A 20,408-nucleotide genomic window follows, 5' to 3' on the forward strand; every position below is an offset into this window, starting at 1 on the left:
ACCGATCCTTGCCGCCCGGTTCAGCTGAGCTGAAATTGCTAGCAGGCAGTGCCCGTGAGCGATGGCTTTGAGCTGGTTAGGCGGAAAGTAACCCCTGGAACTGATCAGGTACGAGATGGTCGAGCGCTGCCGCTGCTGGCTGTCTTCGCGTACCTGATGCCGACCCAGGTCAGGACGGCATTGCGCCAGTTCCTGGTCGTTACTTCGCCAGAATGCACGGCTTTAAGAGGTCTCGACAATCCGGAACTGCTCGCGGTCCTTGCCAGCGATCCATGTAGGAGACCTGCCGCGCCCGGTCCACTCTTTTCCGGTGGCTGGATCTCGGTACTTAGGGTCGACCTGGACGCGCACTCCGCGGCCAGGCCCTTGTGACGGCATGATCTCTTGGGCCGTGATGCCGTACTGCTGCATGAGTTCGCGAATTTGCGTGATGGCACCATCGACTTCTTGCGCGCGCATGGTCTCGATTTGTTTGTCGAGCTCGTTGCGCTGTGCGAGTAGGTCTTTGTAACTGGTCATGGTTTTGATCAAGGGTTAATCCACCTGCGATAGTAGAGGTTTGTGACAACTTACAACGTTGCAAAAGGCCGGGGACAGATCTCCTAGTATGAATTCGATCTCGATTTCTAAAATCGCTTTTGAGATTCACAAACCACTGATGTTGCCAATTTTTTTCGCATCAATCCAACTGGGCGTGCGTTGTATTGCTCAATGGCCTCTCTTTGGTGACCGTCCAGAAGCTGGATATTTTCTATGGTCACTCACTGTGGCCGCCGCCTGATAGCATCATTGCGCAAAAACACACCTTGCTATCACCCCAATGAGCCGTTCCATATCCCGAGCCCATGAAACCTTTGACAGTGCGATTGAGGACGCTTGTGCGCTTCTAGCGTTGATCGACTCGATGTACAAGCAGGACCCTGTCGCTCCGACAGCAGAAGCCCTTAAGCGGGCGGGCTTGGTGATGTCGCTGACTGCTTGGGAAACCTATGTCGAAGACCGCGTGACGGAGGCCGTCAACATGCGCTTGAAGGCCGTGAGCGGCAGCCCAATCGGCAACTTTGTGAGTAGCAGGCTCAATGACGAGCTGAAGCGTTTCCACAACCCGAACTCTGAAAAAACGCGCCGGATTTTCCTCGACTACCTTGAAGTCGACGTGACTGCTGGATGGAAGTGGCTCCACTTTGAGCCGGCGACAGCCAGAAAAATGCTGGACGATCTTCTTGCCAAAAGGGGGGAGGCAGTGCATCGATCAAAGTCGATCACGGCGGGTGTTCCGGCCCCGCATCTGGTGAAGCGCGATGACTTGGACAAAGCGATCCGCTTCCTCAAAGGGTTGGTGAACGCCACGGACAAGGCTTTGGCTGAGCACTAGCTTTGCTAGGCGCGGGCCATAGGATTCATCCCTCGCTGCAGGCCGCCGCACTCGCCTGAGGCGGTCGTTGATTCGATCAATGCGATAGCCAGCCCGGGTGAGCGAAATCAAGGATTCCTAGGAAACGCATTTCAATCTTGAACAGTGCTTTTACACATTTTCAGGAGGCCGTGCCCCTCTCTTCTGGAGATCGGTCTGAAATGGGTGGTCCGAAAGTGAACTGGGTGAAGTGAGCACGAAAGTGCTGCTGGCCCATCCTCAAACAGGCGTGAGCAAGGTTGAAGATCTGGTTTGCATCCGTGAACTTTGGCCCGACAGTGCTGTGAAATTCCTCCCCTTTCACCTGAGGAGCATAGCTGTGAAGGCTTCGAGTCGTGGCATGTGTCCCGAGGGTCGATAAACCGGCCCACACGCTCGCGTAGGCCTTCTTCATGTCTGCTATCTCGGCCGCCTCAAAAGCGGAGATTTGTGAGCCTTTCGGCTCTACAGCATGGGATTGCAACATTTCCCAGACCTCGGGCGAAAGTTCATCGGGAGGAAACTCCTTCTTGAGGCGCTTTGCCATTGCGAACAGCTCGGAAGTGTGCTTGTTTTCCATACGGTCGAGCACGTTTTTTTCACGCCATAGTGCGCACGTGAAAAACAGGCACTCGTAGCCAGTTCGCAGCAGGGCAATAGCGCTGGGAACCATGCCCCTGTCTGCAAGCATGGCCGCCCCCTGGCATGCCTCAAGCGTTCGTTCCCAAAGACCCAACGCGGGCCACTCGCTGCCGGCGATAGGTGACCCGTGCAAGATCTGCAAATCAGCATGCACGTTGCAAACGGCTGTCTTGACCAACTCAAGGTATGCGCTGGTGTCGGTGGATCCGCTCCAACGCATGCTCTCGGCCTCATTCGACAAGAACCCGAAGTCTGCAAACGTCGTGAGGTCCTTAGGCTGCGGAAGCTGTGACGCCATGCCGAATATGGGAAATCGAACGCTGTTCATGGCCTGAGGCAGTAGGAGGGCCTAGTCATTTTGACTCATCAATGTGGGCCCTGGCAGGATTTGGGCTTTCACTTGCCGTCGTTGGCCTCCTTGATGGCGTTGATTTGCGTTATCAGCTCGGTAAGCGCTTCGATGGACGCGGTGGGACTTGCCTGGCCTTCGGTGACAGTGGATACACCGCACGTGCTATGTTTTTTTATGGATCCTTTGAACGGGATCCGCACAGCCTGAACGAAATAAGGGTCTGGCACTTTGAATGTCAGCGTTTGTATTTCCTTACCTTCTCCTTTTATATCCACTACCAGTGTCCGGCATGCCGCGTAGTAGAACGTACCCACTTCCTGTCCCCAAGGAATGTCTTTAAATTCGATTGCGTCTGCTGGAGCTTTCTCTAATCGATAGGTTGCGCAACTGTCTTTGGGAGCCCAACTTTTAAGCTGTCTTTCATTTCCTGAATCTATCTTTGCATTGAGATTCAAGTATTTGCACGGGAACGTGTTGTCCGTGCGTGCAACTGTGGCGAAAGCGGCAAGCATGGAGCCGATTTTCGTGATGCTGTTTTTGAGGTTTTCTGTCGTCGTTGCCCCGACCGACTGCACCAGCTCCGTGTTGTCCCGTTTGGTCACATTGACAGTCGTGGTTTTATACAGATTGTTTGTCCCATTGAAGCCGATGCGCCGCCCGTCTTCGACGATTTCCACAGTGACTTTCGCCTGCAGCTTGCCTATCAGCGATGCGGCGGAGCTCTTACCCAGCTCTGCGCCGGGATTCGCTTTTGCGGCCGGAGGGGGTACGTCTGAGAACTCAATCTTCAAGACGGCCTGGTCAAGGGCGAACACGTCATCTAAACCATCCTTGGGTCTCGCTGTCTCGGCCATGTCGTAGTAAGCGACGCCTGGCGAGGTGGTGGCGCATCCAGCTGACAGCATCGCAGAGGCAACTGCGGCGATCAGTCTCATTTGGCGTTGTTGAAGCATGGTGATCCCTCTCTAAGTGAATGGACCACCAAATTACCCGGGACCCGCCCGGCCGGCACTCCCACATTTGGGGGATGCGTCGCGTACATGCAGCAGGGATACTGAGCGGTTGGCTTTGCCCCTGGATATGCGATCCCCATGCTCACTGGAGCGCTGCTGGCTTGCTTTGTGGGTACGGCCCGGCATTGTTGCATCGACTATGAGCACTACCTCGTCAAGCAACTGCAGCCCATGCAGATGCGATTCTTCAGCCTCTGGGGGACAGCTTTGCAACGTTGACGAGCGCGCAGAAGGTGCTGTTCTAGGGCTGGGGGGGTGAAAACCGGGGCGATACCCAATGACGGAACTACCTGGCCGGTTGAGGGGTGGGTGTAAGCTTGGCAGCGGTTGCTGACGGTCGCCGATGGGTGCATGAGCTTCCGGTAAATACCATTCAGCTGACGCTTCGGATCGAAGGCCGGCTGCGGCCTGAGGGGGAAACGAATGTTGGAGAATCCAGTACCCTAGAGTTACACAGTTACCCAGAAAGCTAAACCGTGATTCGGACAGACCGTCAGACCGTAGAAACGCCGCCGTCGCTTAGGGTTGGGCCGGGGTCGCCTGGCTCAAGGGAAAGGATTGAGGCTGGGCAATTCTTTCAAAGCCCTGATGGAATATGGAGACAATCCAGATTTCGATTCGCTGCGTATCGGAATCCTGACGTAGTGTCCTCGGCCTGGCGACTTTTCCACGAAAAGTGCGCGTTCTGCGAAACGCCGCTCGCCAAGCCCCAGAGCGCCAACATTACCCACTTTAGACCGCCAAATGGTGTGATCGACGCTCCTGAGCACCCAGGATATTGGTGGCTGGCTATGAAATGGAGAAACATTTATCCTGCCTGCGATGGATGCCTGCGTGCAAGTGGGAGTGGCATCGGTAAAGGTCGGCGCTTTCCACTCGAGGACAACTCGAAGCGAGCGATACGACCAAGTCAGGAGCGTGGAGAGCGTCCATTGCTGTTGGATCCGTGTTTGGACGAGCCCGCCCTCCATCTGTCCTACCTAGATTCTGGGCGCGTAGTCGCTCGAACGGTCCGAGGTGAATACACGATCAATGAGTTCTCGCTGAATCGTGAAGACTTGGTCGGTGCGAGAAAGCGACAAATTGCTGTAGCGCGTCGTAGTCTGCAAATCTTTCGAAATGCTTACGGTGCGAATCAGACATCTGGGCTGAACAAGTCCGATTTGGATATTCCCAGTCTTACGACAGCTGCGTCCAAACTTCAAGAACTGCTGCATGATGACATGGCCTATGCAGGAGCGATGCGGCAAGTGGCGTTCCGGTCCAGCAAGCGTCTAGCCAAGGAGATTGGGGACATGTCTTGGCTCGGAGCTGGCTGGTATGGATCGCTGGCGGCTGCGCAGCGAACCGACCATGCCAGTGATGAGCCCGAGACCATCCGTGAACATGTCGAGGAGTACCGGCTTGACAGCGCCGAGGGGCGTCGGCGGTACAAGCTTCGACGCCGCCTCTTGCAATCGATCGAGATCACGAACCTCCGGGGAATTAGAAGTCTATCTCTCTCGGTGAGTTCTGGAACCGATAGCGTCACTCCGTGGCTGACTCTCCTCGGTGAGAACGGGGTCGGGAAAAGCACGGTGCTCCAAGCGACGGCAATTGCTCTTGCCGGTCCACGCTACTTTCAAAGGCTGCATGAGGCGAAGCTCATAGACGTCAAAGCTCTCATTCGGCATCGATGCCTGACTGGGGAAGTCTCGGTCCGAATGTCAGGCTTCGACGCGCCCTATCGAGTGCGGTTCACCAAGACGCGTGTTGAGTTCTTCGGTCCGCTCGGTGAGCGCTCCCACCTCTCAATCAGTTCACGCGCGGCAAACATTGTTGGCAAGGTCTATGAAGCGCCAACGGTTGTTTTGGGCTATGGGGCGATTCGACTACCTGCACGGACTGTGGGCAGCGGGACATATGGAACGTCCTATGCCCGTATTGAGAACCTATTCAGCTATGAGGCCACCCTTGTGGACCCGAGACGAAGTCTCCAGAGAATGTCTAAGCAGCGGTTCGAGCACGCTGCCAAGGTGATCAGAGAGCTTCTTTCTTTGCGACGAGGGGCATCTCTGCTTGTGAAGAAGGAGGATGTGGTCATTCGGGAGCATGGCACTGATACCTCCTTGGCGCACCTGAGCGATGGGTACCAAGGGGTGATTAGCTTAGTTGTGGATGTGCTCGAAGCGATCTACAAAGTATGGCCGAATGTGGCGGATGCCGAAGGAGTCGTGCTGATTGACGAGATCGGCACCCATCTACATCCGGGCTGGAAGATGCGAATCGTTGAAGGCTTGAAGTCGGGATTGCCGGGAATTCAGTTCATCACTTCGACTCATGATCCGCTTTGCTTGCGTGGTCTAAACGATGGTGAAGTGGCGGTGCTTCGCAGAGATGCAGAAGGTCAGATTGCCGCCCTGAGGAAACTCCCGTCGCCCGCCGGATATCGTGTTGACCAATTGCTGACGTCCGACTTCTTCGGCCTACGTTCAACCGTTGATCCTCTGATGGAGCAAGCTTTCGAGCGGTACTACGAATTGCTTGCTCTGGCAAAGCCCAATGCGAGAGAACGGGTTGAACTCGCAGAGGTTAAGGCGACTCTAGATGCCAATCGCCATTTGGGGGAAACGCCGCGCGATCGGATGATGTATGCAGCGATTGATCGTCTGATCGCTTTGGAAGAAGCTAACTCGCCTATCGACAGTCCCCAACTTACGAATCAGGCAATCGCGGAGATCTCGCAACGCTGGAATCTCCAGTTCCAGAGATGATTCACATCAAGCGGACTTCCAGCACGGCAAAGGTGCTGACGGACAAGCGTCTTAAATCGACCAGGCGGCCTGGCCTTACCCGAGCAGATTTAGAGTGCGAGAAGGCCATCGAGTACTACACGGTCACACTCCCTGCTGAGCAGGCTAAAGTGAAGGCGAAGAATGCGCAAGCTGCATTAAATGGGGGCGCACTTCTCGACAGCCCGAAGATAAAATTCCCGTTCTCTGTTTACGGCGACGAACATGTCGTGAAGGAGTTGATGACGCTCTTTCACAAGAAATGTGCATACTGTGAGAGTCATTTTCGTCATGTGACCCCAGCGGACATAGAGCATTTTCGCCCGAAGGGTGCAGTGATCATCAATGGCAGCCTAGAACACCCTGGGTACTACTGGTTGGGTGCGGATTGGGACAATCTATTCCTGTCCTGCCCTAGGTGCAATCGCAAGGATCAACTTGATGTGCCCGGCGTCCAATCGACGGTTTCAGGGGGCAAGGGAAATCATTTTCCGTTGTTGGATGAGTCGAAGCGCGTTCGAAAGCACGGCCTATCGCTCGCGGACGAGGAGGCTGTACGGCTTTTGCTAAATCCATGTATCGATGACCCGGAGGCGGTGCTGCGGTACGAGGATGATGGCTCGATCTTGCCGAAGCGCCGCCTCCGTAAACTTAATCGGAGGCGTGCCGATACTTCGATCTCGGTTTACGGTCTATGGCAGGGAGAGCTGCGAGACAAGCGCAAAGAGCTACTTGATCAGCTGAAGTTGGAGCTCATCACGATCGAGCGCTTCTTGCGAATGATTGATCGAATGAAATCTGCCGGTGAATCTCCTGCAGACATTCAGACAGAGCAAGATGTCCTTGATATGCACATGGGAGTACTCAAGGGAATGTTCGAGCCTGGAGCGGAGTATCTCGGGATGCTTCGATATCAACTCAGACAAGAACTTGAGCCAGGAAGAGCTGGCGACCGGCTGGTGCGCGTAGGGTTGGACCTGACAAAGTTGCTTGTTTAACCCTTCAACTGCGCGAGCTCGTCCAGCGCGCTCGGGCAGTTTTTGTGGCGACTCCTGCGTCGAACGGTCTGTTCCGGGGGCGGACAGTCAGGGCAGGTCCCGCAAGGATGTAGTTCGAGAAAGCGGTTAGTTTTGACAGTGCACCTTCGTACAATCCCAAGCGGCGCGTTAACCGCTTAACCTCGGCTTCTGAATCTCTCAGTCGAGCGCGTAAAGCTTCTGTTTCCGCCAGTTCTTGCGGTACAGATTCACATTGGGTGCTCTGTTCCATTTAGGTCTCTCCGACTCGCCAGATGCGCAGTTTTATAGCAATTCTCAGCCCCTTGATCTATGGTCTCTACAGAATCAATTGGTGGGGTTCGAGGAAGTGGTGTCATTACCAAAAACGAATTGTCTTGGGCGGCAGCTCGGCGACGAGCATCGCTTCGCCATACAGACGCTTCGCCACGTCATAGTCGATTTCAGTATGGCCCGAGTGGGCAGAAACTCTCACGAACCGAGACAGCTCCTGGGGAGTGAATGACCAATCTTCTGGGAGCTTGAGCACCCGCTTTGCGGCGCCGTCAGCGGAATTGCAATCTCCGCATACGAGGGTTTCAGCGAATCAGGGTCTGGTTGTGCTATGGCAGTGATGGTGGGCAAAAGTCACAGTGAAGCCCATGCCGAAAGTCTGAGCGTACCGCTCTTTCCAGCCAGCGACGCGGATGTCAGTCCAGCGAACGAGTTCATGTGCGGTTCGGTTGCAGCACGGGCATCGCCAGCTTGTCGCGACCGATTCGCGGTATATGTTCCTGCAGTGCATTCCCGTGAATTCGGCAAGCTCCTGCGGGGTCGGCACCCTTGAGTACTTCGCGGTTTTCATCGTGCACACCTCCTCTTGCGACCTCGCGACCGAGCACTGCGCCTTGGTTTCCGGGGTCGACGAATGCGTTATAACCGCGCGAGAAGAAGACGTGTCGAATGGCCTAATTGTTGATTTCCATGCAACCGTAACCCACCGGGGGTTAGTGGGTCATTTCTGCGTGAAAATCAACAGACGGGGCCTCTTCCCAGCTCAAACTCGATGCACTCGATCCCGCGCAGCTTGCCCGCGTAGTAGTGGCCTGCTTCTTTTGCATTTCTTCGAAGACCCGCTGCTCAATCGCATATAGAGTTATCGTACCGATGATTCGCTTCAACAACTTTCTGCATCTTGACGCCGAAGTCGCTAACTTGGCCCGTGAACTTATAGGTGTCGTTGCCGAAAGCGGGTCCGCATTTCATCATTTGCTCACGTGTGGATTGCATTCAATGGCTGGATAGCATGGTGCGTGTTCGTGTCAGCCGGAGGAGTGCGACACACGGGCTCAAGCGATACCTGTGGGCCGTGCCGCCAATAGCCACAAGGAATAGGGGAACTCATGGCTGTAACGCCGCAACACGGCCTGCTCGGCAGACTGCTTGACTATGTCGTCGAGCAAGGTAAGGAAATAGACCCGCGCGCTTACACGCTCACCGGTACATCGGACTTCCGGCGGTTTCCAAAGGACTTGGTCGGGTTGCCCGGTGTCGACCTTGACCTCAAGCTTGAAGGTGATCACATCTGGCTCCAGGTGCAGAGGCTAGAGGCGCATTCGGCGCCGCGGCCGGGTGATGTGACCCTGCGAAACTTAATCACCGTCTCGGACGATCCGAATGGGGCGCCGCCCCAGGCCAACGACGTCGCGCTCAAGCACCAAGCCGCCACCGAAACGAAATCCCTCGGTATGGAGCGCGCGGCCCAGGCCGACGGCGTGCGCCGCGCCGCCATCGGCGAGGCTCTACTCCAGCTCCAGCCCTTGTGGCTGGCCTGGGCCGAAGGCGAGAAGCCACGCCGCAAATCCATCGCACTCTATGGCGACCTTTTCATGCTCAAAGGGCGGCTGGAGGCGGAGGAAACGTCCAAGCCTTCTGAGCTGATCTGGGGGATGGGTGTATCGGCCTGGAAATATCAGTGGCAGCCCACAGAGCAGGGCGCGGCAGCCTCAGTCGACTACCAGTACCCGCTGCTCACGCAGGTGGTCGAGATCGAACTCGATCCCCAGACACACCGCATTGCCGTGCGTCCCAGGGTGGCCCCCCCGCGCCTGGAGTTCGATGTCTTCGGCGCCTGCCAGGTAATGGGGGCGGCCGAGATTGAAAAGCAAGCCAAGCATCTGCTCGGCAAAGAATCCGACCACTCGGTCACGCCTTTCGACGTGTCCAGCTTCGAACCCATCCTCAAATTGGCAGCCGGCAACCTCAGCAAGGAAGGCCGCTATGACGCCGATTTTCAGGGCGTGCCGATCCCCGCTGCGGAATTGCTCGTCACCCCGGGTTGGGTCATGTTGGTCCGAGAGCGTTCAAGCAGTTTCCTTGTCGAAGACATCCGACGGCTCAAGGCTAGACTGCTGGCTGGCGATACGATCCCAGCCGGGCCGTTGTGCCTGGTCACGCCACCGTCCGACGAGGTCATCCGCTACGAAGCCATCGCGTTCCGGGGCATGTGCGGTGGCGGTCGCAGCCGCGGCGAGCCACGGGAGTTGTATTTCCCCTTGCCCTACAACCAGGAGCAGGAAACGATCGTGGAGATGCTGGAACGGGCGCCGGGCGTGGCCGTTCAAGGCCCACCCGGCACTGGCAAGACTCACACCATCGCAAACATCATCTGCCACTACCTCGCGACCGGTCGCAAGGTGCTGGTGACCTCCAAGGGCGAGCACGCGCTGGAGGTTCTGCAGTCGAAGATCCCCGAGGAAGTTCGCCCCCTGAGCGTCGCTCTGTTGTCTGGCGACAAAGAGGGCATGCGCCAGTTCCAGGCGTCTATCGAAGCCATCATCCACAATTTGTCCCAACTCAACCCTCGCGTCACTGAAGAGGAGATCGTGCGCTGCGGGCAGCAAATCGAGGCGGCGCATGCCGAGCTATCGGGCATCGACCGGCGGGTCAATGTCATCGCCGAGCAGCAGCTAGCGAGCATTGAGGTCGATGGCGTGTCCATGCGCGCCCAGAAGATGGCCGAACTGGTGATCAACGGACACGCGCTTCACGGCTGGTTCGATGACGTCCTTACCCTGGGCACCGAACACGCGCCGCCTCTGACCGCCGCGCAGGCACAGGCGCTTCGCGATGCGCGCCGACGTCTGGGCCAGGACCTGCGTTACTTGTCCGCCCGGTTGCCATCAAGCCACACGCTGCTGCCCACCGAAGCCGTGGAACAATTGCATAACGCCCTCGTCGGGATGCGCCAAATCGACGCCGCGCAGGGCAGGGGGGACCTGCTTGCCCTGCGCGCCATAACCCCGGAAGTCCTCGAGGAAGCGCGACGCCTGCTGGAGGTCGTCGAGGCCGTCGCGGGAATCGTCCGCGAACTGGAGGAACTGAATAGCCCCTGGGTCTTCGCATTGCGCGACAAATGCCGGAGACCCGAGTTCACCAGCGAACGGGAGGCTCTGCAGGCGCTCTTCGGTGAGATTGAGGAGCTGGTCAAGGCGCGGGCCGCGTTCCTGCAGCGGCCAGTCCAGATTCCGGTCGAGGCGCTGGGCCACCCGAAGGTGCTGGAGGCGGTCGAAAAAGCCAAGGACACCGGCAAGCCCTTCGGATTGTTCGCCTTTGGTGCGGGTGACATCAAGCCGCACGTCGCCGCCATCCGGGTCTCGGGCCAGCCGCCCGCCAGCCTAGATGACTGGCAGCACGCGCACCGCTACCTGCTGCTACACGCGCGCGTACATTCATTCAGCGTGCGCTGGAACCAGTTTGCAGAGCTGCTGGGTGTGCCCGCCGTGCAAGGTACGGTAGAGGCATTGCGCACCATCGAGTTGACGGCCTTGGCGGCAATGAAGGCGCATTCTTTGGCGACCATACACGACGTGAGGTTGCCGGTCATGGCCGATCGTGTGTTCATACAACCTCCCGCGCGAGGCTTAAAGGGCTCGTCCAGCGACCTGTCGAGGGTACGCGAGCAGTTGCTGCAGCACCTGACCCGCGCGGAATTGGCGGCTGCCGCGGCGCAGCTTGCAATCCTGCAGGAGAAGCTAAGCGGGACAAACGGTCCCGTCGCGGACGACCTACGCGCTTTTGTCACCGTTGAACTTGGAAGTTCGGAGGTGAAAACCGAACGTGTGGTCGCGCGTTACGCGGAACTCGTCGGCGAGCTCAAGCGCATCGAAGCCCTGGCCAGCCATGTCGCCAAAGTGGACGAGCTGAGCCGCCACGTGGAGTCTGCCGGCGGCCAGAAGCTGGCCGCGCGCCTTCGTACCCACGCGCTGCCCGTGACCGGCGAGGACGATGTGCTGCCGGTCGGCTGGCGCGAGGCCTGGAACTGGGCGCGCATCCGCCACCATCTGGACGCAATTGACGCACAAGAGGAACTGCTCGCGCTTTCGGCGCGCCGCCGTGACCTTGAGAAACTGCTGGCGCAGCAGTACGAAAGGCTGGTCGCGCGCGCGGCCTGGCTCGAGGCAAAGTCGCAGGCCTCGGCTAAGGTTCTGTCCGCGTTGGAGAGCTACCGAACCGCCATTCGCAAGATTGGGCAAGGGACGGGGCCCAACGCGACGCGCTATCGCCGCGACGCTCAGAAAGCAATGCAAGACGCGCAGGGTGCGATTCCGTGCTGGATAATGAGCCACGCTAAGGTCTCGGAGAGCATGCCTGCGCAGCTCGGAGCCTTCGACCTGGTCATCGTCGACGAGGCCAGCCAGTCGAACCTATGGGCGCTACCCGCTGTCCTGCGCGGCAAGAAGATCCTTGTTGTGGGGGACGACAAGCAGGTCTCGCCGGAGGGCGGCTTCATATCCGCGGCAAAGATTCAGACCCTTCGCGAGCGATTCCTGGGCGACCAGGCCTACGCTGCCGACTTGACCCCGGAAAAGTCGCTGTACGACATCGCCTCCACGGTCTTTGCCGCCCAGAAGGTGATGCTGGCCGAGCACTTCCGCTGCGTGCAGCCGATCATCGCCTATAGCAACCGGACCTTTTACAAGGACCAGATCAAACCTCTGCGGGTGCCCAAGGCTTCCGAGCGCCTTGATCCCCCGCTGATCGACGTCTACGTGACCACGGGCGAGCGCAGCAAGAAGGACGCGAACAAGGCGGAGGCTGAGTTCATAGCTGCCGAGATCCAGGCCATCCTGCGCAACCCTAAGCTCCGGCACCGGACCCTGGGCGTAGTCTCACTGCTCGGTCCAGACCAGGCACAGGCGGTAGACACCCTGGTTCGCAGCCGCTGTGACGCCGCCGAGCTGCTGCACCGACGCTTTGAGTGCGGAGACGCGCGCGTGTTCCAAGGCAGCGAGCGCGATATCATTTTCCTTTCGATGGTCGCAGACAGCCGCAACCACCATGCACTGTCGGGCAACATGTTCGAGCAGCGCTTCAACGTCGCCGCAAGCCGTGCGCGCGACCGCATGTACTTGGTGCGCTCGGTCCGACTCGACGAACTGTCGGCGGTCGACGTCCGCCGCACGCTGCTGCAGCATTTCAGCAAGCCGATGGACGGCAACGAGGAGCACAAAACACTCATCGATTTGTGCGAATCCGGCTTCGAGCGCGACGTGTACACCTCGCTGTTCGAGCGTGGCTACCACGTGACGCCACAGGTCAAGGCTGGCGCGTTTCGTATCGACATGGTGGTTGACGGCGCTGACGATGTCCGCCTTGCGATCGAGTGCGACGGTGACGAGTTTCACGGCCCCGACCGCTGGCAGGCTGACATGCAGCGCCAGCGCATCCTCGAGCGGGCAGGCTGGGTTTTCTGGCGCTGTTTTGCCTCCACGTGGACGCTGCGCCGGAATGACGTGCTGGGTGAGCTGATCGAAACGATGGGCCGCATGGGCATCGAACCGCTGGGCGCGATGGAGCGAACGCCCTCATTGGTAGAGTATCGGGAGTGGCCCGTGCAGGATCTGACGTCCGAAGAAACCGCCGAAACGGCTGAACTACAGAGCGACACACCACGCTAAATGCGCATGTCAGTTTGCTCGTGTAGGCGCACGTCAGCCGAATAGTGGTCGACAGATGAGGTTACATGCGCCTAGCAAGTAGATGGGGCGTCTTGCAGGGCATTCGCCTCGGGCTAAGCGATGAGCATGTCAGGCGCGACGGCCCTCCGTCGTCAATTTTCTATTGCGCAATTCTTAGTTCAAGTCATTACAAGGTCGAATTCTTGCTTCACTACGTGCGACCAACCTCAAGCTACGTGCCTGATAGCAACATCTGTTTACACATGGCCCCTCGCCTTGGAACTATCGGTATCAGGCTCCCTGTAAATTTCAAATCTAAGTGCCGGTTAACAGTCTAGATAAACATGGAACTTTGTTACTCGCAGCCTTTGCGGATCGAGAGATATATTGTATTGCGGGAACTGCCTTGTTTAGTAGCCATAAAATTGCATCAAAAATAATATCCTTTATTGCCTTGATCACTTTTTTGCTTTATGAGCTCTTTCTTCTTTAACAGCAAATGCAAGGATTCTAGTAAAAAAAGTATGGAACTTCACCTTATCCTTAAGGGTATGCGGATATTTCGTTGGGGTGGTCTGCAGAGGACGCGTGTGACCTAATTTGCAGGCATGAAAGCTATCAAAAACTAGAAGGGATTGAGTGCTTTATTTGGAAGCCTTGCGCGATAAGTCTCCCGCTGAAGCCTCTGGATCGCTAATAAATTAAAATTAAAAAAATGTTCGAAAAATTGTTTCAATCGATTTTTTTCTCCCTAATCTTTTGCGTGGGAAATACGCACGCCCAAACGCCCTATCAGGATTACTGCATTGAGTCCAATGCAAGAGGGACTATTTACTGTAGCCTCAAAGCAGATTCTCATAGCCCTTGGTGGTATTACAGTGTAAGTGCGAGCAATTATAGCGGAAGCTATTCTGAGGATGAGGACTACGGCAAATTCGTCTACTACATGATGGAGGCCGATCCGAATTACTCAAAGATGTGCGCTATTGATATACGCGTTGGCAGCTACGAGATCCTTCAGACCGACGAATTTGTATATGACGAAGAGACCTGGAAGCGTCGTCCTATCGATATAACTCATGGATGGATAGAGGATGGAGAATGCCAAAGAATAAACACCTACCATTGGCATCTAATGGCAATCAGAGAGGCAAAATGCAGAGAAGGTGCGAGCGCTTCTTGGATGCAGGATGCCGGGGGGTACGTATGCACTTATCCCATCGCAGAAGCGCCTCCCCCTGTTCAAATGTGTATGGCAGAAGAGAATAATGTTTCTTTGACTTCCCTTGAGAATTTCCAAAGTAGCATCGATCTTTCTGACGAAGGCGTAATGCCCCTGAATTTCATCCGTCAGTATAGATCCGGCCGAGTGTTGGACTCCGCAACTTTTTTCGGTTCGCAGTATTTAGAACAACCACCTCGAGATCTGGGCGATGGTTGGTTTCATAACTATTCTATCTTTCTGTCACCCAGCAGTACAGTTACTCTGCAGGGGAACACCAAGCTGCATCAGGTCAAGGTCCAGATGGAAGATGGAACCTTTAATTATTTCTACCGACGCAATGCTGGTGAGTACATATCCCGTGACTCAACCTTAAAATTGGAGCGTCTGCACAGTTCCGCGCTCGATGCTTGGAGAATGGAGATCAAAGGATCTGGAGAGGTCAGGTTTTTCAATGAAAAGGGGCAAATCAAGAGGCAGGTTTACCGCAACGGCTGGCAAATAAACTATCAGTATCTACAAGGAAAACTTGATCGGGTTGTCAATCATTTTGGAAAATTCCTTCAGTTTAATTATGCTGGGGATAAATTATCCTCGGTGACGTCCGGAAGTGGAAGTTCGGCCAGTTTTGCGTATTCATCCAACAGGCTTGTTGGCGTTACCCTTGCAGGCCAGAGCAGCCTTGGTTATGCATACGATGACCCCACCAAGCCCGGGTTGTTGTCGGGATTGATTGATGGAAGTGGAAGTAGGATAGCGAGCTATAAATATGACGTTAGTGGAAAAGTAAAGTTAAGAACAGGTCCGAATAATATTCAAAAATACGAGTATGAGACCTTTGGCGGGCCCGTTGCAGGCTACACCAACATTAAAGATCCACTTGGCACACTAAGGCAACATGCCACCAGCCTGTACTCCAACGAACTGACGAAAACCAGTAGCGGAACACCATCGGCGGATACAAGTCAGTATCCTACGTATGCGACCACATTGAATGAAGCAGGGCTGCCAACTGATATTTCCACATTTCAGTCCAGTTCGACTCATTTGACATGGGATCAGCAACGGCGGATTCCTTTGACGGTCGATCATGGGGTCAATAGTCCTGAGGCTAAAAGCACCCAGATCACCTGGCACGCGCAGTGGCGCTTGCCCGTAACAGTCACGGAGCCTGGCCGGGTCACCAGCTACACCTACGACAGCGTAGGCAACGCGCTGTCGCAGACGGTCACTGACACGGCGACCGGCGGGGTTGCCCGCACCACCAGCTGGACCTACCACCCCTCGGGCCTGGTCGCCACCGAGACTGCCCCCAACGGCGCAGTCACCAGCTACCAATACGACAGCGCAGGCAACCTCACCAACGCTACCAATGCCCTGGGCCAGGTAGACACCTACACCCACGATGGTGCAGGGCGCGTGCTCACCCACAGCGCGCCCAACGGCTTGGTCGTCACCTACACCTATGACGCCCGCGGGCGCATGCTGACCGCCAACCAGGGCGGGCTGCTCACCACGCTCACCTACCGGCCCTCCGGCCAGGTGGCCACCGCCAGCCTGCCGCACGGCCACGTCGTAAGCTACACCTACGACAACGCCCAGCGCCTGACCGGCTGGAGCGACAACCGGGGCAACGCAGGAACGTACGTGCTGGACGCCATGGGCAACCGCACCCGCGAAGACCTGCGCAACGCCCAGGGCCAGCTCGTGTGGCGCCTGGCGCGCACCATCAACAGCCTGAACCGTGTAGAGAGCACCACCGCAGGCAGCCAGGCGGCCACCACCTACGGCTACGACGCCAACGGCGACCTCATCAGCACCACCAACGGTCTGGGCCAGCTTACCCAGTACGGCCTGGACGCGCTGCGCCGCGTGCAAGGCATCACCAATGCAGAAGGTGCCAGCGCCAGCCTGACGCACAACGCGCTGGACAGCGTCACCCAGGCCAGCGACTTCAAAGGCGTAGCCACCACCTACCAGCGCGATGCCCTGGGCAACGCCCGGGCAGAGGCCAGCCCGGACGCCGGCACCCAAAGCGCCCAGTACGACGCCCTGGGCCTGCCCAGCAGCATCACGGACGCCCTGGGCCGGGCCACCACCATCGTGCGCGACAGCCTGGGGCGCCCCACCAGCATCACCCACGCCGGTGGCGCAGGTGGAACAGGTGGAACAGGCGTAGCCAGCCAGACCACCACCCTGCGCTACGACCTGCCCGGCAGCGCCTACAACCAGAGCGGCCAGCCCAACGCCAGCAAAGGCTCGCTGAGCGAGATCGTGGACGCCAGCGGGCATGGCCGCATCGTGCGCAAGACCCAGCAACTGAAGAATGGGCACACCAGCACCGTGGGCTACAGCTACGCCTCGAGCGGCCAACTGGCCAGCATCACCTACCCCGACGGCAAAGTACTGCAGCACCAGTACGACAGCACCGGCCAGCTCACCGGGATGCTGTGGAACAACCAGCCGCTGGTCAGCGGCATCACCTGGAACCCGCTGGGCCAGCCCACGGGCTGGACCTGGAACCTGCAAGGCAGCCAGGGCAGCAGCAGCCTGAGCGTGGCGCGCAGCTACAACACCGCAGGCCAGCTGACCACCACCGACTTCAGCAGCTACCAATACGACGCAGCGGGCCGCATCAGCAGCCTCACGCAAAAGCTGTGGCGCCCGGCCAGCACCAGCGCCTCGGCCACCACCGTGAGCCAGGCCACCAGCACCTGGACCGTGCAGTACAGCCCAGCGGGCCGCATCACCAGCTTTAACCGCACCACGGCGGCCAACGCGGCGGTGGACACCGCCAGCTTCGAGTACGACGCCAACGGCAACCGCACCGCCAGCACCCGCAACGTGGCGGGCACCAGCACCAGCCGCACCTACACAGCAGACCCTGGCCACAACCGGCTACTGGGCTTTGAGCAAACCAGGACCGCAGGCAGCAACACCGCCAGCACCAGCGTGGCCTACAGCTACGACGCGGCGGGCAACCAGCAGGGAGACGGCCTTCACGGCTACCAGTACGACAGCCAGGGGAGGCTGGAGCGGGTGACGCTGGGCACCGGGGCGGGAGCGTCGAGCGTGCAGTACGCGCACAACGCCCTCGGCCTTCGGGTGTTCAAGACCGACGTGCTGGCAGGCGCAAGCACGACCAACACCAACACCACCAGCAAAGCCGGCCAACCCCGGATCACCCTGCTGGGCGATGAGGACGACGAACAAGATCAGGAACAGAACAGCACAAACACCCCGAGCGCCCAGGGCCCGGGCAGCCTGCTGCAGGACGCCAAGAACTTCTGGCTGCGCCTGTGGAGCCCGCAGACGGACAGCACCCAGGCCCAGGGCCGGGCGTTCGTGTACGCAGAAGACGGCAGCCTGCTGGGCGAATACCCCATGGAGGCCAACCCGGCCACGGCACCGACCAAGGGAGCGCAGCATATCTGGCTGCCCACGGCCAACGGCCCGATGCCGATTGCGGTGGTGGGAGAGGGCCGGCAGTACGCGGTGCATGCGGACCACCTGAACACCCCGCGGCGCCTGACCCAGGAAGACGGCAAGGTGGCGTGGCAGTGGGCGTACAGCGCGTTCGGAGAAGAGGCGCCGACGACGGCGGCCACGCGGTTCACGAGCGCCACGACGAACCCGACGACGGGGTCAACGGCGGTGCCGCTGGTGCAATACAACCTGCGGTATCCGGGGCAGTACTTTGACGAGGAGAGCGGGCTGCATTACAACCACTTCCGCAGCTATGACAGCAAGAGTGGGCGGTATACGCAGGCTGATCCTATTGGGCTACATGGGGGATTCAATAGGTTTGGGTATGTGGGTGCGAATCCGCTGAAATGGCCTGATCCGCTTGGACTTGCGGTTAAATGCGAGACTATTGCAAAGATACCTTTAATCGGTGACATTCAAAATTGCACAGAGGATGGGACTACACCAACGGAGCAAGATGCGTTGGATGCCAAACGCATGACAGACCGCGAGCTGGACAGGGCGTGTAAAGCTAACGGATATGAGGATGCACATGCATTCAAGCGTGATCTTGGACTAGACTCTAAGTCTGACATTTTTTCCGACAAGAATGGCAATTTGTATTCTGGGCCACGCAAGGGTTCCGGAACGCCTCAGTATTTACACATGAATGATCGAGGAATAGTTCCGAAGCCATGAAAATCGACTTTCAACTATTGGGAACGTCTGTAAACCCCAAAGATATCTCACGGAGGACGGGAATTGAGCCTGATGTGGAGTTCCTTCGCGGAGAGCGGAACGCCGCATTAAATTTGCCTCGGCAAAATGTGTGGTCTATCGAAAGTCATTCTGAATCCGACGAGGTAAAAGCACATTGGGAGCAAATTCATTTTAAGCTTAATCACTCAAAAGAGGAAATTAGAAAAATAGCAGAAACCGGAACTGCCAAGCTGTCAATAGTGTTGCCTCGATCTGATCGAATACCGTCCCTCCAAATACCAGTTGAAATGTCCGCGTTTGCTACCTATGTCAATGCAATAATTGATATTGATCATCTGCAATAGATTTGGATATGAGAAAGCTAATGGTTTGAAGGCTTGAGAGTCAACGTCTGCGCGAGAGTGTAGCGCTGCAATAAATATTTCATTATGAGGGCGGAGGGGATGGAAATCTTTTTTTGTTCTGTATTGGCTGAGCAAGCGCGCTCCACGCGCGCTGGCAGTCTAAGCACGGTTGAATATGTGTCCCTAGCCAGCCGCATGGGCCTTTTCGTCATATTCGCAATCCTGGGGGCTACATGGCAAATTTTCAGCGCCTGATCGCGTCACTCCTCCTGTTCTTGGTCTCGTCGGCCTTCGCAGACGGTACCGTCCCCGTGCAGTCCGCATGGACCATCGGATTTGGAACGGGACAGCTTGTCACGGGTGCAAGCGTGGGTGAGGTTTGCGCCAACTTCGGATCTGCAGCGACCGCAAACACGGGTGGCGCGATTGCTCACGTCATCACCAGCACCAGTCAGGATACTCTGACCACTGGCAGGTGCTTCTACGATCAGGTGTACTACGGCAGCATCCTCCAATCCGCCGCGATATCGACGCAGCGAACACTGTCCTGTCCCGCTAACAGCGTGCTTCAAGGAGAAACCTGCACCTGTGCCGCTGGCTACAACGCATTGGATGAACAGTGCAGGCCTAAGAATCCCTGTCCTGCAGGCCAGCATGAAGAGGGTGGCGCTTGTGTTCCAGATAATTGCCAGGCCGATGAAATCCGGGTCAATGGGCAATGTGTCAAGAAACCAGAATGCGAGCCGGGAGATCCCGACGATGGCACGTGCATTCCACCAGAAGATCCTCCGCCGCCTGAATCATCGCCGCCCACAGCCCCGCCGCCGCCAGTGCCTCCCGTGCCGCCGGAGCCTCCTTCTCCCCCCACTCCGCCTGATAACCGTCCAGGTGATCCAGACAGTTGCAAACGAAAGAAGGAAAGCAATCCGAGCGGTACCAGTGTTGGCGCACCCATCATGCCGGCCATTGCAGCCAAGGTGCGGACAGAAACCGATTGGGCCACTAACAAGCCTACAGGCTTGCACTTCACCCGCTCCTACCTGAGTTCCTGGGGGCTGCCAAGCTCATCCCATTTCTCCACATTGGGCAAGGCTTGGCGGCACAACCACGACATCGAGCTGTCGCAGCGCGCCACCGCTACCGGAACAACCGTCAGTATTCTTGCCGGTGATGGGCATGTGCGTTCGTTCGCTCGCACCACAGGCTCAAGCACCTGGACTCCCAAGGAACACAACGATCAACTAACCCTGGATTCACCCGGAAATTGGACCTACCGCCGTGCCGATAAAGACGACACACTCGTGTTCGATGCCACCGGCAAGCTGCTGTCCACCACTGCACGCAATGGTTGGAAAACGGACTATGCCTACGATACGGCCGGGCGCTTGACCACCGTGATCGATTGGCTGGGCCAAGCTCTGACACTCTCCTATAGCAGCAGTGGCCAACTGGTGTCTGTGGCGGCGCCCGACGGCCAAGTCATCGCATTGGGCTACGACGATGGCCGCCTCAAACAGGTCACCTACCCAGA

General features: G+C 57.4%; 10 protein-coding genes. 7 read left to right on the forward strand and 3 right to left on the reverse strand.

The window, feature by feature from the left end; all coding sequences use genetic code 11:
• Nucleotides 1-222 precede the first annotated feature (222 nt).
• Complete coding sequence (locus ASF16_RS03835) at nt 223-519, reverse strand: H-NS family nucleoid-associated regulatory protein (protein WP_056162971.1); 297 nt, start codon at nt 517-519, stop codon at nt 223-225.
• A gap of 301 nt (nt 520-820) precedes the next feature.
• Between ASF16_RS03835 and ASF16_RS03840 the strand changes: the two genes are divergently transcribed.
• Nucleotides 821-1,375 carry a HEPN domain-containing protein gene (locus ASF16_RS03840; protein WP_200926860.1) on the forward strand — a complete coding sequence of 185 codons (555 nt, stop codon included), beginning with the start codon at nt 821-823 and terminating at the stop codon, nt 1,373-1,375.
• Nucleotides 1,376-1,535: 160 nt separating this feature from the next.
• Here the strand turns inward: ASF16_RS03840 and ASF16_RS03845 are convergent, their stop codons facing one another.
• Together ASF16_RS03845 and ASF16_RS03850 are read right to left on the reverse strand one after the other, a co-directional pair.
• Nucleotides 1,536-2,363, reverse strand: a complete 828-nt coding sequence (locus tag ASF16_RS03845) for a DUF5677 domain-containing protein (RefSeq protein ID WP_156371926.1) — start codon at nt 2,361-2,363, stop codon at nt 1,536-1,538.
• Nucleotides 2,364-2,431: 68 nt separating this feature from the next.
• Nucleotides 2,432-3,340 carry a hypothetical protein gene (locus ASF16_RS03850; RefSeq protein WP_056162976.1) on the reverse strand — a complete coding sequence of 303 codons (909 nt, stop codon included), beginning with the start codon at nt 3,338-3,340 and terminating at the stop codon, nt 2,432-2,434.
• A 1,010-nt stretch (nt 3,341-4,350) separates the two neighbouring features.
• Between ASF16_RS03850 and ASF16_RS03855 the strand changes: the two genes are divergently transcribed.
• The 6 genes from ASF16_RS03855 to ASF16_RS25890 form a co-directional block, all read left to right on the forward strand.
• Entirely contained in the window at nt 4,351-6,153 is a 1,803-nt protein-coding gene (locus tag ASF16_RS03855) for an AAA family ATPase (protein WP_162241051.1), read from the forward strand.
• Entirely contained in the window at nt 6,150-7,169 is a 1,020-nt protein-coding gene (locus tag ASF16_RS03860) for a retron system putative HNH endonuclease (protein ID WP_056162982.1), read from the forward strand. Before ASF16_RS03855 ends, ASF16_RS03860 begins: the two co-directional genes overlap by 4 nt.
• 1,400 nt (nt 7,170-8,569) lie before the next feature.
• Nucleotides 8,570-13,126, forward strand: a complete 4,557-nt coding sequence (locus tag ASF16_RS03865; RefSeq protein ID WP_056162985.1) for an AAA domain-containing protein — start codon at nt 8,570-8,572, stop codon at nt 13,124-13,126.
• Between the two features lie 2,371 nt (nt 13,127-15,497).
• Nucleotides 15,498-18,512 (forward strand): RHS repeat-associated core domain-containing protein, encoded by a 3,015-nt coding sequence (locus ASF16_RS26440; RefSeq protein ID WP_056162989.1) that lies wholly within the window; start codon nt 15,498-15,500, stop codon nt 18,510-18,512.
• Complete coding sequence (locus ASF16_RS25265) at nt 18,509-18,877, forward strand: DUF4279 domain-containing protein (protein ID WP_082516730.1); 369 nt, start codon at nt 18,509-18,511, stop codon at nt 18,875-18,877. The genes ASF16_RS26440 and ASF16_RS25265 overlap by 4 nt, the downstream gene beginning before the upstream one ends.
• A gap of 956 nt (nt 18,878-19,833) precedes the next feature.
• On the forward strand, nt 19,834-20,408 hold a 575-nt coding region (locus tag ASF16_RS25890), incomplete at its 3' end, for an RHS repeat domain-containing protein (protein WP_162241052.1).

Source organism: Acidovorax sp. Leaf78 (assembly GCF_001422735.1).
Taxonomy (GTDB): Bacteria; Pseudomonadota; Gammaproteobacteria; order Burkholderiales; family Burkholderiaceae_C; genus Acidovorax.